Here is a 16,883-nt window from a genome sequence, read left to right on the forward strand (position 1 = left end):
GCCACACGCGGCACAGGGTGGCGCGCCGACACGGACGATGCGTCGCCGGCGCGTGAAGGGGCGGGCGAGGCGCGCAAACTTTCAGCCGCGCCCCTCGCCCTCGCCCTCGCCCTCGCCCTCGCCCTCGCCCTCGCCCTCGCCCTCGCCCTCGCCCTCGCCCTCGCCCTCGCCCTCGCCCTCGAAGCGCCCTTCCAAGCGACGATCCGCTCGCGAGCAACGCCAAAAAGTCCCTTTGCGTCTCGAATTATTAATGCTAATCGTTCTCATTTGCATTTATAATCACGACCGCAGTCTGAACCACGCAGCCGCGTAACAAGAGCGCCCGCCACAGCCAGAACGGGCGCCGCGATCGACACAGGGGTTTTTTATGCTGACCAAGACGCCGCTTGCGCGCGCGCTCAAGCTTGCTCTCGCGCTACACGTCACGGCGCTTCCGCTCGCCGCACATGCTCAAGCTTCATCGGCTAGCGCCACGCCGAATCGCCCGCCGCGCAACGACACGGCGCCCACGTCGGGCGACGGGGCCGCCTCCAAGGAGGTAAAGACAGGTCCCCATGCCGCGCCGGTCGCAACGTTGCCCGCGGTCAGAGTCGGCGGCACTGCCTTGCACAGCGACTTTCACAGCGAAAGCTCCACCGTCGGGGCGAAAACGCCCACGGCGCTGCGCGACATCGCGCAATCGGTCACCGTCATCAACCAAGCGCTGATGAAATCCCAGGGGGCAACGTCGTTTCAAGACAGCTTGCGCAATGCGCCCGGCATCACGATCGGCGGCGCCGAAGGCGGCCAGATCGGCAACAACATCAACTTGCGCGGCTTCACCGCGCAGAACGACATCTATCTCGACGGCTTTCGCGATCGCAATCAGTACTATCGAGACACGTTCGACCTCGAATCGATCGAGGTGTTGTATGGCCCCTCGTCGATGCTGTTCGGCCGCGGCTCGACGGGCGGCGTGATCAACCAAGTCAGCAAGCGGCCCACACTAAAAGCTTCCGGCGAAATTTCCACGTCGCTCGGCACGAACGATCGCTACCGCACGACGATCGATCTGAACCGCCCGCTCACGGACACCGCCGCATTTCGCATCGACGCGTTCGGCCAGTCGCTTGGCTCGACGCGCGACGAAATGAAAAACAAAGACTACGGCGTCGCGCCGTCGATTCGCTTCGGGATCGGCACGCCAACCGAAATCACGCTGTCCGCGCTGATTCAACACAACTACGACATGCCCGACTACGGCGTGCAATCGATCGACGGACATCCGTTTGCGCCGTCCATGCACACGTATTACGGGCTGACGGACGATCGAACGATTCAGGACGTCCAAACGCTGACGGCCCGCATCGAGCATAAAGTTTCTGATTCATTCTCAGTGTCGAATCGGACGCGCTTCTCGCATTCGATGACCGATGCGCGCGAAACCGCGGCAGGCAAAGTGCTGACCGGACCGCTTTCGAGCAGCACCGTCCTGTCGAACGGCAACTACACGAACCTGCCGCTCCAAGCGCTCTACGTGCAGTTGGCCAGTCACGACCGCGTGATCGAGAATCACTCGCTGTACAACGACACGATGGTTCGCTATCGATTCCACACGGGGTCCATTGGCCACGACTTGATCGCGGGCACCGAGATCGGCCACGACAGCTACGGCAATCAAGCCTATACGCGCAATCAGATGCCGGTCGTGTCGCTGGTCGCCCCCGTGTACATGGCCACCCCTTCGAACGTCACGCAAACGGTCGGCAATCGCGCCGATTCCGGCGCGACCTCGCTGGCCGCGTATTTGAACGACACGATCTCGATCGGCCAGCACTGGAAGCTGATCGGCGGCGTCCGCTGGGATCGCTTTCAAGCGCACATCCGCAATACCGTCAGCGCACCGGGCTATGCGGCGCAAACCAACCACTTCACGAGCGTGCGCGGCGGCGCGATCTATCAGCCTACCGACTGGCAGTCTTACTACTTCTCGTACGGCACCTCGTTCGATCCGTCGCTCCAAGCGCTAACCGTCACGAACCTCACGCAAAACCTCGCGCCCGAGCAGACGAAATCGTATGAGGTCGGCGGCAAGTGGGATTTGCTCGGCGGCAACCTCTCGCTCACCTCGGCGTTGTTTCAACAAGAAAAAGACAATGCGCGCACGAAAGTGTCCGCGACCGAATACTCCCTTGAAGGCGACATTCGGGTTCGCGGCTATCAAGCGGGCGTGACGGGCCATCTCTCGCCGAATTGGCAGGTATTCGGCGGCTACACGTACATGGACGCGGTCATTCTGCGGGCAGCAGACGGCACGCAAGGCCATGTGCCTTCCAATACGCCGCGCAATACCTTGACCTTCTGGACCGCGTACAACCTCACGCCGCATTGGGAAATCGGCGGCGGCCCCACTTATATGTCGGCGCGCTATGCGGCCAATACGAATTACGTGCAGGTGGGCGGCTATACGCGCTGGGATGCGATGGCGGCGTACCACGCGAAGCAATGGGATTTGCGTTTGAACTTGCTGAACTTGACGAACAAGTTCTACTACGACGCGCTGATTCCATCGGACGGCGGCCGCTCCGTGCCGGGGGTCGGCCGCACGCTCTTGGCCACGCTCGAATATCGGCTTTGATGAAAGCGGCCGCCACGCACACGGCGCGCGCGATGCCCGCGCGTTCGCTCGCCAAGCGGCCGAGATGGAAAGGAACACCATGCTGCTAAACATACCCGGCGTGTTGAACGCCGAGCAAATACGGATCGTGCGAAGCCGGCTCGAGGGCGCGGGCGACGCATGGGTCGACGGCCGCGCAACTGCGGGCTATTCGGGTGCACCGCTCAAGCGCAATCAACAACTCGCCGAGCACTCGCCGATCGCGCGCGAACTAGGCGATGCCGTGCTCGCCGCGCTCGAGCGGCACCCGCTGTTCATCAGCGCCGTGCTACCGAATCAGGTCTACCCGCCGCTGTTCAACCGTTACGAAGCGGGCATGACCTTCGGCAATCACGTCGATGGCGCGGTGCGCTTGCTTCCGAACGGCGTCAAGCTGCGCACCGACGTATCCGCCACGCTGTTTCTATCCGCTCCCGAAGGGTACGACGGCGGCGAACTCGTGATCGAGGACACCTACGGCGCGCACGCGGTGAAGTTGCAGGCGGGCGACCTCGTGGTTTATCCGGCCACGAGCGTGCATCGCGTGACGCCGGTCACGCGCGGCGTGCGCATCGCGAGTTTCTTCTGGGTGCAAAGCCTCGTGCGCAGCGACGCGCAGCGCGCCCTGCTATTCGATATGGACAACGCGATCCAACGCTTGAACGCAACCGAAGCGGACGAGACCGCACGCCGCGATCTGGTCGGTTGCTATCACAACCTCTTGCGCCTCTGGAGCGAACCATGACCGTCTCGGAAGCCACGGCGCCGCTGCGCGCGGCGCCCACGCACGCAGAAGAACTCCGCGCAAAGCGCAGCCGGCGCGCCACTTTCATCAAATGGTTGCGTCAGGTGCATGGCTGGGTGGGCCTGTGGGGCGCGGCCCTTGGCATGCTGTTCGGCGTCACCGGGTTCGTGCTCAACCATCGCGCCGAGCCGCTGCGGATAGCAACCGGCGCCCCACAGGTTTCGGTCGTGCAGGCGAAATTGCCCGACCCGGCTCCGGCAACCCCGCACGCGCTCGCGAATTGGCTGCGTGAGCAATACGCGTTGACGGGGCGGCTCGGCCGCATCCAGCACGAAAGCGCGCACCGCGTCTCGTGGGGCGCGCACGACACGGTGCAGCCCGAGCACTGGCAACTGATGTTTTCGGCGCCGAATGAAAACGTCATGGCCGAGTATTGGAAGGGCAACGATTTCGTGACGCTCAAGCGCAGCGAGAACGCCTTCGTCGCCACGCTCGTGAACCTGCACAGGGGCGTCGGGCTCGGCGTGGGATGGGTGCTGCTGATCGATACGATCGCCGGTTCGCTCGTGCTTTTGTCGGTGACGGGCGTGCTGCTCTGGACGCAGTTGCATCGAACCAAGACGCTCGCAGTCGTGCTCGTATCCGGTTCGCTCGCGTTGGCCATCTGGGCGGGGCTCGCATGAGCGCCCGGCCCGGCCCAGCGCCGCAGTGGCAGCATCGGCCCGCGCTCGTGTCCGCGCGCGCAACGCATAGCGCACATGCAGGCCCCAGGCGTGCAGCGGCGCTGGCCGTATGGGGTGCGTCGGTGCTCGTGCACGGCGCGGCGCTCATCGCCATCGTGAGCCACTTCGGTGAGAAGCAAGCGGACGCGCCGCCCCTCGTTCCGCCCGTCTCGATCGAAGTGGTCGCGCCGGCGCAACCCAACCCGTCGATCGCACACGCACCCATCGCGCAAGCGCCAGCGGCCCCCGCACCCGCCGCGCGCGAGCACACGCGTCAAACAACGCCGCGCCCTCCGCGTCCTCCAGTCCCTCATGCTCCCGCGGCCCCGGCGCCGTTGCAGTCGTCGATGCCGTCGCTGAACACGGCATCGACACAGCCCGCGCCCGCCACTTCGTCGGCGCCTGCCGCCCCGAGTCCCGCTTCGGCCGCGCCTGCGCCGCCTCCGGAACCGGCCGTCACGCCGCCCATCGGCTACGCCGCATATCTGAACAATCCGCCGCCGCGCTATCCGCAATCGGCGCAAGAGGAAGGCTGGGAGGGGCGCACCGTGCTGCGCGTCCACGTCGACGCCTCGGGACACCCCATCGGCGTGCAATTGCATGTGTCGAGCGGTCATGACGTGCTCGACAAGGCCGCGCTCGCGGCCGTGCGCCAGTGGACCTTCGTCCCCGCCAAGCGCGGCGCGACGCCCATCGACGGATGGGTCGACGTGCCGCTCGATTTTCGTCTGAACTGATTCAAATTCACGTTCGAAGGAGTACTTCACCATGTCCGAACTCGCCGCCGCTTCCATCGCCCACATCGCGCTATGGATCTTGCTGGCCTTCTCCGTGGCAAGCTGGGCGCTGATCGTCCTCAAAACGCTGCAAGCGGTGCGCGCCGCCCGCGCCGATCGCCGCTACGAGCGCGCGTTCGAGCAGGCGAACGATCTGGCCGCCGCCGCGTGCACGAGCGAAGCGGCTGCGGCCGATAGCCCCAAGGCGCAAGTGGCCGCTGCATTCTTCGCGGCGCTGGCGCTCGCCCCCGCAGGGCACACGATCCACGTCGTGCAACCACATGAACGTGAGCCGCGCGGCAACTACCAGGAGCGTTGCGAGCGCGCCCTCGCACAGCGTATCCGCCAAGCGCGGCGCGCATCGGATAAAGGCCTGGCCGTGCTCGCCTCGATCGGCAGCACGGCGCCTTTCGTGGGTTTGTTCGGCACGGTGTTCGGCATCACTCATGCATTGAGCGCCATCTCGCATCGAGCGTCCGCGAGCATCGACGTCGTCGCGGGGCCGATCGGCGAGGCGCTCGTAGCAACGGGTGTGGGCATCGCCGTGGCGGTGCCGGCCGTGCTCGCCTACAACTTCTTCGTCCGCCGCAGCAAGTCGCAGAACGCCGACCTGGATGACTTCGCCAACGATCTGCTCGGGCTCGCCGAGCACCGCGGTTTCACGCTTCGCACCGGGGAGCGTCAAGGCACCGCGAGCGCATCCGCTACGCCGGTTCGCGGCGAAACCGCGCAGGGGGTGCTCGCATAATGGCCTTTTCGACCCAATCGGATCAGGACGACGTCGTCGGCGAAATCAACATCACGCCGCTCGTCGACGTGATGTTGGTGTTGCTCGTCGCCTTCATCGTCACCGCGCCGCTGCTCAGCAACGCGATCCGCGTCAATCTGCCCAAGACCGAAGCCACCGCGAGCGCGCCGGAGCGCCCGGTGACCGTGAGCGTCGACAAAGACGGCAATGTCTTCATCGACAAACGCCCCATCGCCCCGCAAGCGCGCGATGCCGAATTCGCACGACTGCACGCGCAGCAACCCGACGCGCCGGTCACATTGCAAGGGGACGAAGGCACGCCATACGGCAATGTCGCGAAAGTGCTCGCGGCGCTTCAACGAGCCGGTGTGGCAAAGCTCGCAGTATTGACGGCGCCGGTGCAGTAAAATACGCGCTTTCTCCAAACCACCCACGACATGTCCCTCGCCTCCACCCCCGAGATCATCGCCGAGCTCAAAGCCGGCCGGATGGTGATCCTCGTCGACGAAGAAGATCGCGAAAACGAAGGCGATCTGGTGCTCGCGGCCGACTTCGTCACCCCGGAAGCGATCAATTTCATGGCGCGCTACGGCCGCGGCTTGATTTGTCTGACGCTGACGCAAGAGCGCTGCAAACAGTTGAATTTGCCGCTCATGACGTACCGAAACGGGACGCAATACGGCACGGCTTTCACGGTCAGCATCGAAGCGGCCGAAGGCGTCACGACCGGCATCTCGGCGGCCGATCGCGCCCGCACGATCGCCACCGCCGTCGCGCACGACGTGCGGCCGGAGCAAATCGTGCAGCCGGGGCACGTGTTCCCGATCATGGCGCAGCCGGGCGGCGTGCTCGTGCGCGCGGGGCACACCGAAGCCGGCTGCGACCTGACGGCGCTCGCCGGGCTCACGCCGGCGGCCGTGATCTGCGAGATCATCAAGGACGACGGGACCATGGCGCGCCTGCCCGATCTGATCGAGTTCGCCGCGCAGCACGGCCTGAAGCTCGGCTCGATCGCCGATTTGATCCACTACCGCAGCCGCACCGAGTCGATCGTCACGCGCGTCGCCGAGCGCACGATGCAAACGGCGCACGGCCCGTTCCGCGCGATCCTCTATCTGGATCGCCCGAGCGGGTCGCCGCACCTCGCCCTCGTGCGCGGCACGCCCGCGCCCGACATCGAAACGCCGGTGCGCGTCCATGAGCCTTTGTCGGTGCTCGATCTGCTCGAAGTCGGCACCTCCACCCATTCATGGACGCTCGATGCCGCGATGAAAGATATCGCGCGCCGCGATCTGGGCGTGATCGTCATGTTGAACTGCGGCGATACGAAGGATCACCTGATCGACGTGTTCAAGGCGCTGGACGAGGAAGAAAAAGCGGCGCAACTGAAGCGGCGGCCCGTCGACTTCAAGACTTACGGCGTCGGCGCCCAAATCTTGCGCGAACTGGGCGTCGGCAAAATGCAGGTGTTGTCGAACCCGCGCCGGCTCGGCAGCATGTCGGGTTACGGCCTCGAAGTGACGGGTTTCGTGCCGATGCCGGGCGCGAGCGCCCAGCCGGGCGCATAATCGCACGCCAGCGCCTCTCCCCCTACTTTCTACGGACCTCCAAATGGAAATCGGACAATACCAACCGAATCTCGACGGCGACGGCCTGCGCGTCGGCATCGTGCAATCGCGCTTCAACGAACCCGTCTGCAACGGTTTGGTCGACGCCTGCATCGAAGAGCTCGAACGCCTCGGCATCGCCGGCGAAGACGTGCTGCTCGTCACTGTCCCCGGCGCGCTCGAAATTCCGCTCGCATTGCAAAAGCTCGCCGAAAGCGGTCAGTTCGATGCGTTGATCGCGCTCGGCGCCGTGATCCGCGGGGAAACGTATCACTTCGAACTCGTTTCGAACGAAAGCGCCGCGGGCGTCACCCGCATCGGGCTCGACTTCGGCATCCCCGTCGCCAACGGCGTGCTGACGACCGACACCGACGACCAAGCCGTCGCCCGCATGACCGAAAAGGGCCGCGACGCCGCGCGCGTGGCAGTCGAGATGGCGAATCTGTCGGTCGCGCTCGAGCAACTGGGCGGCGATGAGGACGAGGACGAAGAACAAGAGGACGAGGCATGAAGAGCGCCCGTCGACGTTCCCGCGAATTGGCCACGCAGGGGCTGTACCAGTGGCTGCTGTCGGGCGCGCCCGCAGGCGAAATCGACGCCCAGCTGCGCGGGGCGCAAGGCTTCGACAAGGCCGATCACGAACACCTCGATGCGCTGCTGCACGGCGTGATCCGCGAGAACGAAGCGCTCTCGGCCGATCTCGTGCCGTGCCTGGACCGGCCCATCGAGCAGCTCTCGCCCGTCGAACGGGCGGTATTGCTCGTGGCCGCGTTCGAGTTCAAGCATCACGTCGAGATCCCGTATCGCGTCGTCATCAACGAAGCCGTCGAGCTCGCGAAGACCTTCGGCGGCTCGGACGGCTACAAGTACGTCAACGGCGTGCTCGACAAGCTCGCGTTGCAATTGCGGGCTACGGAAGCACAGGCAGGCCGGGCCAACCGCTGAACCCCAGCCGGTTGCCCTTTCGCGCGCGCGCCGCGATCCGGCCCGCGTCGACCGAATTCGGATGGTTGATGGGATGAATATCGCTGCAGAACCGCTTGCAAAATTGGCGTCGCGCGTCGACGCAATCGCTCCGTTCTACGTCATGGAGCTCGCCAAAGAAGCGCGGCAGCTCGAAGCGGCGGGACGGCACATCATCCATATGGGCATCGGCGAGCCTGACTTCACGGCGCCCGAGCCGGTGGTCGAGGCCGCGGCCCAAGCGCTGCGGCGCGGCGTCACGCAATATACCGGGGCGCTCGGCATCGCGCCGCTGCGCGAAGCGATCGCCGCGTATTACCAGTCGAACTACGGGCTGATCGTCGATCCCGCGCGCATCGTGATCACGGCCGGCGCGTCCGCGGCGCTGCTTCTCGCCTGCGCCGCGCTCGTCGATCGCGACGACGAAGTGCTCATGCCCGATCCGTCCTACCCGTGCAATCGCCACTTCGTCGCCACGATGGAAGGCAAGCCGGTGCTCGTGCCGAGCGGGCCGGACGCGCGCTTTCAGCTGACGGCGGCCGAAATCGAGAACCGCTGGGGCGAACGAACGCGCGGCGTATTGCTCGCCTCGCCGTCCAACCCCACGGGCACTTCGATCGAACCCGCCGAGCTCGAGCGGATCGTCAAAGCCGTGCGCGCTCGCGGCGGGTTCACGATCGTCGACGAGATCTATCAAGGGCTTTCGTACGATGCGCGGCCCGTCTCGGCGCTTTCGTTCGGTGACGACGTCGTCACCGTCAATAGCTTCTCGAAGTACTTCAATATGACCGGCTGGCGATTGGGCTGGCTCGTCGTGCCGACTGCGATGGTGGGCGCGTTCGAGAAACTCGCGCAGAATCTTTTCATCTGCGCATCGGCGCTCGCGCAGCATGCGGCGCTCGCCTGCTTCGAGCCCGAGACGATCGCGATCTACGAAGGACGCCGCCTCGAATTCAAGCATCGGCGCGACTTCATCGTGCCCGCGCTCGAACGGCTGGGCTTCTCGGTCCCTGTCATGCCCGACGGCGCGTTCTACGTCTATGCCAACTGCCGCGGCGTGCCGCACCCGGCGGCCGGTGACAGCGCCGCGCTCACGAAAGCCATGCTCCACGACGCCGGCGTCGTCCTCGTGCCGGGTCTGGATTTCGGCCACCACGCACCGCGAGACTATATCCGTTTGTCGTACGCGACCGCGTATGCGTCGCTCGAAGAGGCCGTCACCCGTCTCGCCCGGCTATTTGGGCATTGATGAAGTGGAGAAAGCGCCGGGCCGCCGTTTCGGGCCCTGCCGCGGAAGTCGAAAAAAAAGCACCTGCGAAGGTGCTTTTTTTTCGACGCCAGCGTGCCTGCCACTCGCGCTTATGCGCCGAGCTCCGCCGGAACGCCATGCCGTGGCGCGCCGGCATTGACGGGTTCATCGGGCGTCGCTGCCGGCGAGGACGGGCCGGCACTGCTCGTCTTCGTTTGCGGGCTGGCCGAATGGCCGCTGTCGAGCGCAACCTGCACGCGTTTGGTCGAGACGACAATCTGCTTTTGCGGCGCCTGGGGCGCGTTGATCGGCACCGATCGGCCGCGCGCCACGTCACGCAAACGACCTCGCTCGGCCAGCACCTTGGCGCCGTAGCCGCCATCGTACTGCGAAGTCGAACCGACATAAAGCCGCAACCCGTCGGCCAGCGAGCCGCCGCGTGCGATGCAATTTTTCAGGACGACGGCGCCGACCGTAATGTTCGCGAGCGGTTCGAGCGCTGCGCCCGTGCCGCCGAAATAGCGAAATTTGTCGGAGTGGACCTTCGACATGACCTGCATGAGCCCTTGCGCCCCAACGCCGCTTTCCGCGTACGGGTTGAAGCCCGATTCGATCGCCATGACGGCGAGCAGCAGCAAAGGATCGAGGCCGACCTGGCGGCCCGTGTCGAACGCCGCCTTGACGAGTTCGCCAACGGGCTCTTGAGCGACGTGATAGCGGCGCGACAGATACGACGTCACGAGCGCTTGCTCGCGGGCCGAAACGAGCACGCGATCGTCGCGTGCGTCGGCCGATACGCGCTGCGACGAGATCATCTTGGCCAGCAAGTACAGATTCGACGGCGTCAAGCTGGTCGGCAAGCGCGCTTCGAGCGAGGGAGATGCGCCCGTCAGCGCAAGGCCGCTCGCCCCGCTGCCATCGAAGGCCCCGTCATAGCTCGCGTTCTCGAGACCGGCGGCCGCGCCGGGCGTATCGTCGCTCGTCTCGGGCGAGGCCGGGCCGAACGCGGGCAGCGGATGGCCGCTCAACAGCCTCGCAGGACCTGCTTGGACGGCAGCCGAGATGAACGGCATCAAGCGCGCGGCCAACGTGCCGCGCACGGTAGGCAACAGCCAAAGCGCGAGCGCGACGAGGACCGCGCAAGCGCCCACGACACTAAACAGATGGTGACTGACACGCGTCCCACGGCGCAGCGCGGTTCGAATCGCTGCGGCAAAGCTCCCGTCGGGACGCCACGATAACCAAGCATTCATTCAGTTCTCCCATTGAGCATGGCTCCTCCCGACGGGTACTGCGGCGCGCAAGCGCCAACCGAGAGGAAAGAGCCAAGGCGTCGCGAGCCTTGGTTCGGGACCGCGGCGACGCCGGGATACGGCAAGCTACCGTCAACTACGGCAACGCACCGTGTGGAGAGCCACATCGGAGCAAAAGGACCGGCGGCACGCCCTGGGGCATGCACACGGTGGCTCTCACGCGAAAGCCAGCGGCAAAGCGCTGGCGGAAGACAACTCTTTGGGCCGTAGAGCGCCGTGCAGGGCGGCGTACGGCAGCGCGACACTTTCGGCCGCGCGCTGGGCCGGGGGCAGTCAACTCAAAACGACTTGGCCCTGCAGCCAATGTGGGACGGATTCTAGCAGGCTTTTATAGATCGTCAATGCTACAAATCCTGGAAATGATAACAAAATGTAATAAAGAACGAGCCCGGAGCGGCTAAAATCCGCGCCCCGCGCGCGTTTCGACCCATTTTGCTTTTGCGCGCTCGCACGAACGTCGTTACGCCGTGCAGGTAAAATTGTCGGCTTCCTGCGCCCGAGGCATCGGGCCCTTCAACGGCTACAGTCGTAGGCTCAACAATTCGTATGAAATACAAGGATCTACGGGACTTCATCGGCCGCCTCGAAGCCCTCGGCGAGATGCGGCGTGTGCCCGATAGCGTGTCCCCCGTGCTCGAGATGACGGATCTATGCGATCGCGTCCTGCGCGCGGGCGGCCCGGCGCTGCTGTTCGAGGCGCCTACGGGGTACGCCTTCCCCGTGCTCGGCAACCTCTTCGGCACGACTCGGCGAATCGCCCTAGGCATGGGCATCGACGAGACCGCGGCGGCCGAGGAAGGCGCGGCGCTGCGCTCGCTGCGCGACGTGGGGCGGTTGCTGTCGGCTTTGAAGGAGCCGGAGCCGCCCAAAGGGCTCAAAGATGCCGGCAAGCTGTTCTCGCTCGCCAAGGCGGTGTGGGATATGGCGCCCAAGACAGTGAGCGGCCCGCCCTGCCAAGAGATCGTGTGGGAAGGCGCCGACGTCGATCTCGCCCGCTTGCCGATCCAAACTTGCTGGCCAGGCGACGCCGCCCCGCTCGTGACCTGGGGGCTGACGGTGACGCGCGGGCCGAACAAGCCGCGGCAGAATCTGGGCATCTACCGGCAGCAGTTGATCGGGCGCAACAAGCTCATCATGCGCTGGCTCGCGCATCGCGGCGGAGCGCTGGATTTTCGCGAATTCGCGCTCGCCAATCCGGGCAAGCCGTATCCGGTCGCTGTCGTCCTCGGCGCCGACCCGGCCACGATTCTGGGCGCGGTGACGCCTGTGCCCGACACCTTGTCGGAATATCAATTCGCCGGTCTTCTGCGCGGCGCTCGCACCGAGTTGGCGCGATGCCTGACGCCCGGGCTCGAGACGCTGCAGGTGCCCGCACGCGCGGAGATCGTGCTCGAAGGGTTCATTTACCCGCAACACGGTGCGCCGGAGGCTGCGCCCGCGGGCGCACCGCCGCGACCGTCCCGAGGCGCGGCGGCTGGGTACGAGCATGCGCTCGAAGGCCCGTACGGCGATCACACGGGCTACTACAACGAACAGGAATGGTTTCCCGTGTTCACCGTCGATCGCATCACGATGCGGCGCGACGCGATCTATCACTCCACGTACACGGGCAAACCGCCCGACGAGCCCGCGATGCTCGGCGTCGCGCTCAATGAAGTGTTCGTGCCGCTCCTGCAAAAGCAGTTCGCAGAAATCACCGATTTCTACCTGCCCCCAGAAGGCTGCAGCTATCGAATGGCGATCGTGCAGATGAAGAAGAGCTACGCGGGACACGCCAAGCGTGTCATGTTCGGCGTTTGGAGCTTCTTGCGACAGTTCATGTATACGAAGTTCATCGTCGTGGTCGATGAAGACGTGAACGTGCGCGACTGGAAAGAGGTGATCTGGGCGATCACGACGCGCGTCGACCCGGCGCGCGACACGGTTCTCGTCGAGCGCACCCCCATCGACTATCTCGACTTCGCCTCGCCCGTCGCGGGCCTTGGCTCGAAGATGGGCCTGGACGCCACCAACAAGTGGCCCGGGGAAACCGATCGCGAATGGGGCCGGCCGATCGCCATGGATCCGGCCGTGAAAACGCGCGTCGACGCTTTGTACGAACGCCTGGGGCTCGGCCGCTGATAGAAGCGGCGGGCGCTATCTGGACTTGCACAGGAGCCGTCATCGTTATGAATACCGCGCTCGCCGCCAACGCGGCTGTCACCACGTATCGCGGCCCCGCCGTCGAAAACCGGCATTTGGCGCACATCGCCGTGACCGATGCGGCCGGCCGCCTGCTCTATGCGTTCGGCGATCCGCATCGCCCGACGCTGCCGCGCTCGGCCGTCAAGCCGGCGCAGGCGCTAGCGGTGCTCGAAACCGGGGCGCTCGAGCGCTTCGGGTTCGACGAAGCGGATCTCGCGCTGATGTGCGCATCGCACAACAGCGAAGAGCGCCATGTCGCCCGTGCGCGGGCCATGCTCGCGAAAACGCACGTGACCGAGGAGGATCTGCGCTGCGGCGGCCATGCGGCCATTTCCGACGAAGTGCAACGCGCCTGGATCAAGCGGGACTTCACCCCGACGCCCGCTTGCAGCAACTGTTCCGGCAAGCATGCCGGGATGTTGGCGGCTGCATTGGCGATGGGCTCGCCAACGAAGGACTACGAACGGCCCGAGCACCCGCTGCAGCGGCACGTGAGATCGACGCTGGCGGAACTCGTCGGTCTGAACGAGGCCGAGATCGCCTGGGGCACCGACGGTTGCAATCTGCCCACGCCGAGTTTCGCGCTCGACCGTCTGGCGCTGCTGTTCGTGAAGCTCGCGGCCGCCGCCGATGCGCTCGCGCCAGCATCGCCGCGTGAAGCGGCGCTCGCGCGCATCTATCGTGCGATGACGGCCCACCCGGAGCTCGTCGCCGGCAACGGGCGATACTGCACGGCGCTCATGAGCGCCTTTGGCGGCAACGTCGTCGGCAAGGTCGGCGCCGAGGGCAGCTACGGCCTCGGCGTGCGCGCCGGTGCGCATGGGCTCGATGGCGCCGCGGGTCCGATCGGCGTCGCGGTGAAAGTCGAAGACGGCAACGGCGCCGTATTGACGGCCGTGGTCACCGAAGTGCTGCATCAGCTTCGGATCGGCACACCGCAACAGCGCGCACAGCTGGATGCATTTCGCGCGCCGACGATCAAAAACACCGTGGGGCTCGAAGTTGGGCGCACCGAAGTGAGCGTCCCGCTTGCGCGGCAGGCAACGTCAACCTGATACGTCGGCCCGCCGATTCGGCCGCCGTAACCGCGGCCGCATCGGCGCTCAACCAGCTCACCCTCGATCGCTCGTTCCCATTCATATAGTCGGCGCAGCATGCATTCGGTATCGCTCTTATCCAACGGCTTTTTTCTGTCGCTCTCGCTGTGCCTCGACATCGGCATCGTCAATGTCGCGATCCTCTCGCGAACCCTCTCGCAGGGGTTTGCGCCCGGCTTCTGGCTCGGACTGGGCTCGTGCTTCGGCGATCTCGTCTATGCGACGCTAGCGCTGGCGGGCATGTCGGCCCTGCTTCAGTTCGACGCCGTACGCTGGGTCGTGTGGATCGGCGGCGCGGCCATGCTGTTGTATCTGACGTGGAAAATGGCGCGTGAGGCGTTCGCGCCCGCGCAAGCGGCAACCGGCGCGCCTACGGATACGGATAAGAGCGCAACGCGCGGCTTCGCTCGCGGGGTCGCACTGGCGATGTCGTCGCCATCGGCCATTTTGTGGTTCGCGGCCGTCGGCGGCGCGCTCATTGCGAAAGCCGGCGCCACGAGCACGCGCACGGCGTCGATCTTCCTCATCGGCTTCTTTATAGGCGGGCTCGCCTGGACCGTGTTCATCTGCGTGCTCGCGAGCCAAGGCCGAAAGCGCGCCGGCGCGTCGCTGCTGCGCGGATGCCATGTCGTCTCCGCTCTGCTGTTCGCTTATCTGGCGTACAGCGTCATCATCGACGGCTATCGCGATCTGATCCTGCACGCTTCGCACGCGACCGTCTGAGCTCATCCCCGCTCAACTGGCGCACTCGGTTGCGCCCGCGCAACGTGCAACGGGTCAACTGCATCGACGCCAGTCAGCCGCCGGTGGAGCGCGAAGCGGCAGCGCCACGCTTTATTTATCCGAGGAATTGAGCGTAGCGCGGCAAATCGATGTTGCCGCCACTCACGATCACACCGACGCGTTTGCCTTTGACCGGTACGATGCCGTGCAAGACGGCCGCCGCCGCGAGACAGCCGGTCGGCTCGACGACGATCTTCATACGTTGAGCGAAGAAGCGCATCGTCTCGATTAGTTGGGCGTCGCTGACCGTTTCGATCTTCGAGACGAGTCGTTGAATCACGGGGAACGTGTAGTTGCCGAGAAACGCCGTGGCAGCGCCGTCGGCGATCGTGCGGGGCGGGTCGATCTTCACGATCTCCCCGCGCGCAAGCGACTGCTGCCCGTCGTTGCCCGCTTCCGGCTCGACGCCGACGATCTCGCAAGAGGGGCTGAGCGCCTCCGCCGACAACGCGCAACCCGAGAGCAGCCCCCCGCCGCCCAGACATACGACGAGCACGTCGAGCGGCCCCGTCTCTTCGATCAGTTCCTTGGCCGCCGTGCCCTGCCCGGCCATCACGTGCGGATGGTCGTACGGCGGAATCAGCGTCATGCCGCGTTCCTGCGCGAGCCGTCGGCCGATCGCGTCGCGATCTTCGGTATAGCGATCGTAAAACACGATCTCGCCGCCGTAGCCCTTGGTCGCCTCGACTTTCGCGGCGGGCGCATCCTCGGGCATCACGATCGTCGCGCGGATCCCGGCGAGCTTCGCCGACAACGCAATCGCTTGCGCGTGATTGCCCGACGAATACGTGATCACGCCGCCGGCGCGCGCATCGGCGTCGAAGTGCGAAATGGCGTTGTACGCGCCGCGGAATTTGAACGCGCCCATGCGCTGAAAATTCTCGCACTTGAAGAAAACCGAGCCGCCGACGCGATCGTCGAACGTACGCGAGGTGAGGACCGGCGTGCGATGCGCGACGCCGTCGATACGTGAGGCGGCGTCGACGACGTCATCGAAAGTGGGGAGGGCAAGCGCTTGCATGGGCGATGGAACCCGCGACGGGGCAAGGGTGAGCGAAAGCGCATTGTCCCAGCTTCCGCGGGTGTTTGCGATAGAACCGGACGCCGCTTTCCCGTGCCCAACGTGCCGACGGCGCAACGCGGCGGGAAGCCGGCGTTGCGCCGTCGGGAAAATAATGGGTGAGACGTCGACGTGGGCGCTCGCGCGCACCCATACCCTCGGCCGCCTTACCAGCGGCGCCAGTGGTGGTGGTGATGCCAGCCACCGTAATACCCGCCATACCCGCCGTAATACACGGGGGGCGGCGGCGCATAGTACACGGGCGGCGGCGGCGCATAGTACACGGGCGGGGGGGGCGCATAGTAGACGGGCGGCGGCGCCTCATACACGGGATAAGCCGGGGCCATCGGCACCCCAATGCCGATGCCGACCGACACGTGCGCCTGCGCCGTCGCGGCGAACCCCGCGCTCAACGTCGCCGCGGCGATCAACAAAGCAAGCTTTTTCATTCCTATTCCTCTGGCGAATGTGCGAACGCGCCGCACAACCTACCCGGCACGACCGCATCCATGATCCAAATGTATAGAAAAAGCGACGCCGACGCGCTGAGCATTTGTTGCAAATTGCAATGGAAGGCCGCCGGGCGGCTGCGTGGATGCAGGCCGGCGAAGCTCGGCAAGGTGCGATAGGTGAGATTTTACCGGTCGCGGGGCGAACGCCCCGGCACCGTCGGTAATGTTTAATTACAAATTCGATGCGAGCAAGCAACACAGTGCGCGCAGGCCGCCCCCGCGGCGTGGCGCGTCATCCGACTTTCACGTAGGTGAATTCGCGGGTGATGCTGGGCGGCACGTAAGCCTCGCCGATCTTGACGCGCGGCGTCAGCCGCTTCTTCTGATCCCACCAAAGACGCCGCTGCGCACGGCTCAAGAACCGCAGATGCTTGCGGTAAGCAAAAACGTTCATCGTGACCTCCCATGCATGACTGCGACGCAAGATCGAAGAACGAAACGCCGAGAAGGCGCACGCAACGCCCCCACTCCGTATCTCAATACGACGCT

17 protein-coding genes are annotated in these 16,883 nt (G+C 65.3%); 13 read left to right on the top strand and 4 right to left on the bottom strand.

The genetic code is table 11. The features are described from left to right. Positions 1 to 367 precede the first annotated feature (367 nt). The 10 genes from MMB74_RS18185 (at position 368) to MMB74_RS18230 (ending at position 9,445) form a co-directional block, all read left to right on the top strand. The gene (locus MMB74_RS18185) at positions 368 to 2,617 is read left to right on the top strand and encodes a TonB-dependent siderophore receptor (RefSeq protein ID WP_277430059.1); all 2,250 of its coding nucleotides are present in this window, start codon (positions 368 to 370) and stop codon (positions 2,615 to 2,617) included. Positions 2,618 to 2,696: 79 nt separating this feature from the next. Further along, complete coding sequence (locus MMB74_RS18190; RefSeq protein WP_277430060.1) at positions 2,697 to 3,380, top strand: Fe2+-dependent dioxygenase; 684 nt, start codon at positions 2,697 to 2,699, stop codon at positions 3,378 to 3,380. Then, on the top strand, positions 3,377 to 4,063 hold the full coding sequence (locus MMB74_RS18195; protein WP_277430061.1) for a PepSY-associated TM helix domain-containing protein: 687 nt from the start codon (positions 3,377 to 3,379) through the stop codon (positions 4,061 to 4,063). Before MMB74_RS18190 ends, MMB74_RS18195 begins: the two co-directional genes overlap by 4 nt. Beyond that, positions 4,060 to 4,839: an energy transducer TonB gene (locus MMB74_RS18200; protein ID WP_277430062.1), complete on the top strand. Its 780-nt coding sequence runs from the start codon at positions 4,060 to 4,062 to the stop codon at positions 4,837 to 4,839. Before MMB74_RS18195 ends, MMB74_RS18200 begins: the two co-directional genes overlap by 4 nt. Positions 4,840 to 4,870: 31 nt before the next feature. Further along, positions 4,871 to 5,626: a MotA/TolQ/ExbB proton channel family protein gene (locus tag MMB74_RS18205; protein WP_277430063.1), complete on the top strand. Its 756-nt coding sequence runs from the start codon at positions 4,871 to 4,873 to the stop codon at positions 5,624 to 5,626. Then, entirely contained in the window at positions 5,626 to 6,033 is a 408-nt protein-coding gene (locus MMB74_RS18210; RefSeq protein WP_277430064.1) for a biopolymer transporter ExbD, read from the top strand. Before MMB74_RS18205 ends, MMB74_RS18210 begins: the two co-directional genes overlap by 1 nt. A gap of 30 nt (positions 6,034 to 6,063) precedes the next feature. Further along, entirely contained in the window at positions 6,064 to 7,194 is a 1,131-nt protein-coding gene (ribBA, locus tag MMB74_RS18215; protein ID WP_277430065.1) for a bifunctional 3,4-dihydroxy-2-butanone-4-phosphate synthase/GTP cyclohydrolase II, read from the top strand. A gap of 43 nt (positions 7,195 to 7,237) precedes the next feature. Beyond that, a complete protein-coding gene (ribH, locus tag MMB74_RS18220) occupies positions 7,238 to 7,744 on the top strand; it encodes a 6,7-dimethyl-8-ribityllumazine synthase (protein ID WP_277430066.1) in 507 nt (168 codons plus the stop codon). Next, positions 7,741 to 8,178 (top strand): transcription antitermination factor NusB, encoded by a 438-nt coding sequence (gene nusB, locus MMB74_RS18225; RefSeq protein ID WP_277430067.1) that lies wholly within the window; start codon positions 7,741 to 7,743, stop codon positions 8,176 to 8,178. The genes ribH and nusB overlap by 4 nt, the downstream gene beginning before the upstream one ends. A 73-nt stretch (positions 8,179 to 8,251) precedes the next feature. After that, on the top strand, positions 8,252 to 9,445 hold the full coding sequence (locus MMB74_RS18230; RefSeq protein ID WP_277430068.1) for a pyridoxal phosphate-dependent aminotransferase: 1,194 nt from the start codon (positions 8,252 to 8,254) through the stop codon (positions 9,443 to 9,445). A gap of 110 nt (positions 9,446 to 9,555) precedes the next feature. Here MMB74_RS18230 and MMB74_RS18235 read toward each other — a convergent pair whose 3' ends face one another. Continuing rightward, positions 9,556 to 10,698 carry a transglycosylase SLT domain-containing protein gene (locus MMB74_RS18235; protein ID WP_277430069.1) on the bottom strand — a complete coding sequence of 381 codons (1,143 nt, stop codon included), beginning with the start codon at positions 10,696 to 10,698 and terminating at the stop codon, positions 9,556 to 9,558. A 606-nt stretch (positions 10,699 to 11,304) separates the two neighbouring features. Here MMB74_RS18235 and MMB74_RS18240 point away from each other — a divergent pair. The 3 genes from MMB74_RS18240 to MMB74_RS18250 all read left to right on the top strand — a co-directional run bounded on the left by MMB74_RS18240 (position 11,305) and on the right by MMB74_RS18250 (position 14,762). Then, positions 11,305 to 12,879, top strand: a complete 1,575-nt coding sequence (locus MMB74_RS18240; protein WP_277430070.1) for a UbiD family decarboxylase — start codon at positions 11,305 to 11,307, stop codon at positions 12,877 to 12,879. Between the two features lie 47 nt (positions 12,880 to 12,926). Further along, positions 12,927 to 13,997, top strand: coding sequence for an asparaginase (locus MMB74_RS18245; protein WP_277430071.1), 1,071 nt, complete (start codon positions 12,927 to 12,929; stop codon positions 13,995 to 13,997). Between the two features lie 99 nt (positions 13,998 to 14,096). Next, a complete protein-coding gene (locus MMB74_RS18250; RefSeq protein ID WP_277430072.1) occupies positions 14,097 to 14,762 on the top strand; it encodes a LysE family transporter in 666 nt (221 codons plus the stop codon). Positions 14,763 to 14,877: 115 nt separating this feature from the next. On the opposite strand, the gene MMB74_RS18255 is transcribed toward MMB74_RS18250, so the two are convergent. From MMB74_RS18255 to MMB74_RS18265, 3 genes are all read right to left on the bottom strand, one after another. After that, complete coding sequence (locus MMB74_RS18255) at positions 14,878 to 15,843, bottom strand: threo-3-hydroxy-L-aspartate ammonia-lyase (protein ID WP_277430073.1); 966 nt, start codon at positions 15,841 to 15,843, stop codon at positions 14,878 to 14,880. Between the two features lie 206 nt (positions 15,844 to 16,049). Next, positions 16,050 to 16,331: a hypothetical protein gene (locus MMB74_RS18260; RefSeq protein WP_277430074.1), complete on the bottom strand. Its 282-nt coding sequence runs from the start codon at positions 16,329 to 16,331 to the stop codon at positions 16,050 to 16,052. Positions 16,332 to 16,626: 295 nt separating this feature from the next. Next, complete coding sequence (locus tag MMB74_RS18265) at positions 16,627 to 16,788, bottom strand: hypothetical protein (RefSeq protein WP_277430075.1); 162 nt, start codon at positions 16,786 to 16,788, stop codon at positions 16,627 to 16,629. Between the last annotated feature and the right edge of the window lie 95 nt (positions 16,789 to 16,883).

It is taken from the genome of Trinickia sp. Y13 (assembly GCF_029522115.1).
In the GTDB taxonomy this organism is placed as follows: Bacteria; Pseudomonadota; Gammaproteobacteria; order Burkholderiales; family Burkholderiaceae; genus Trinickia.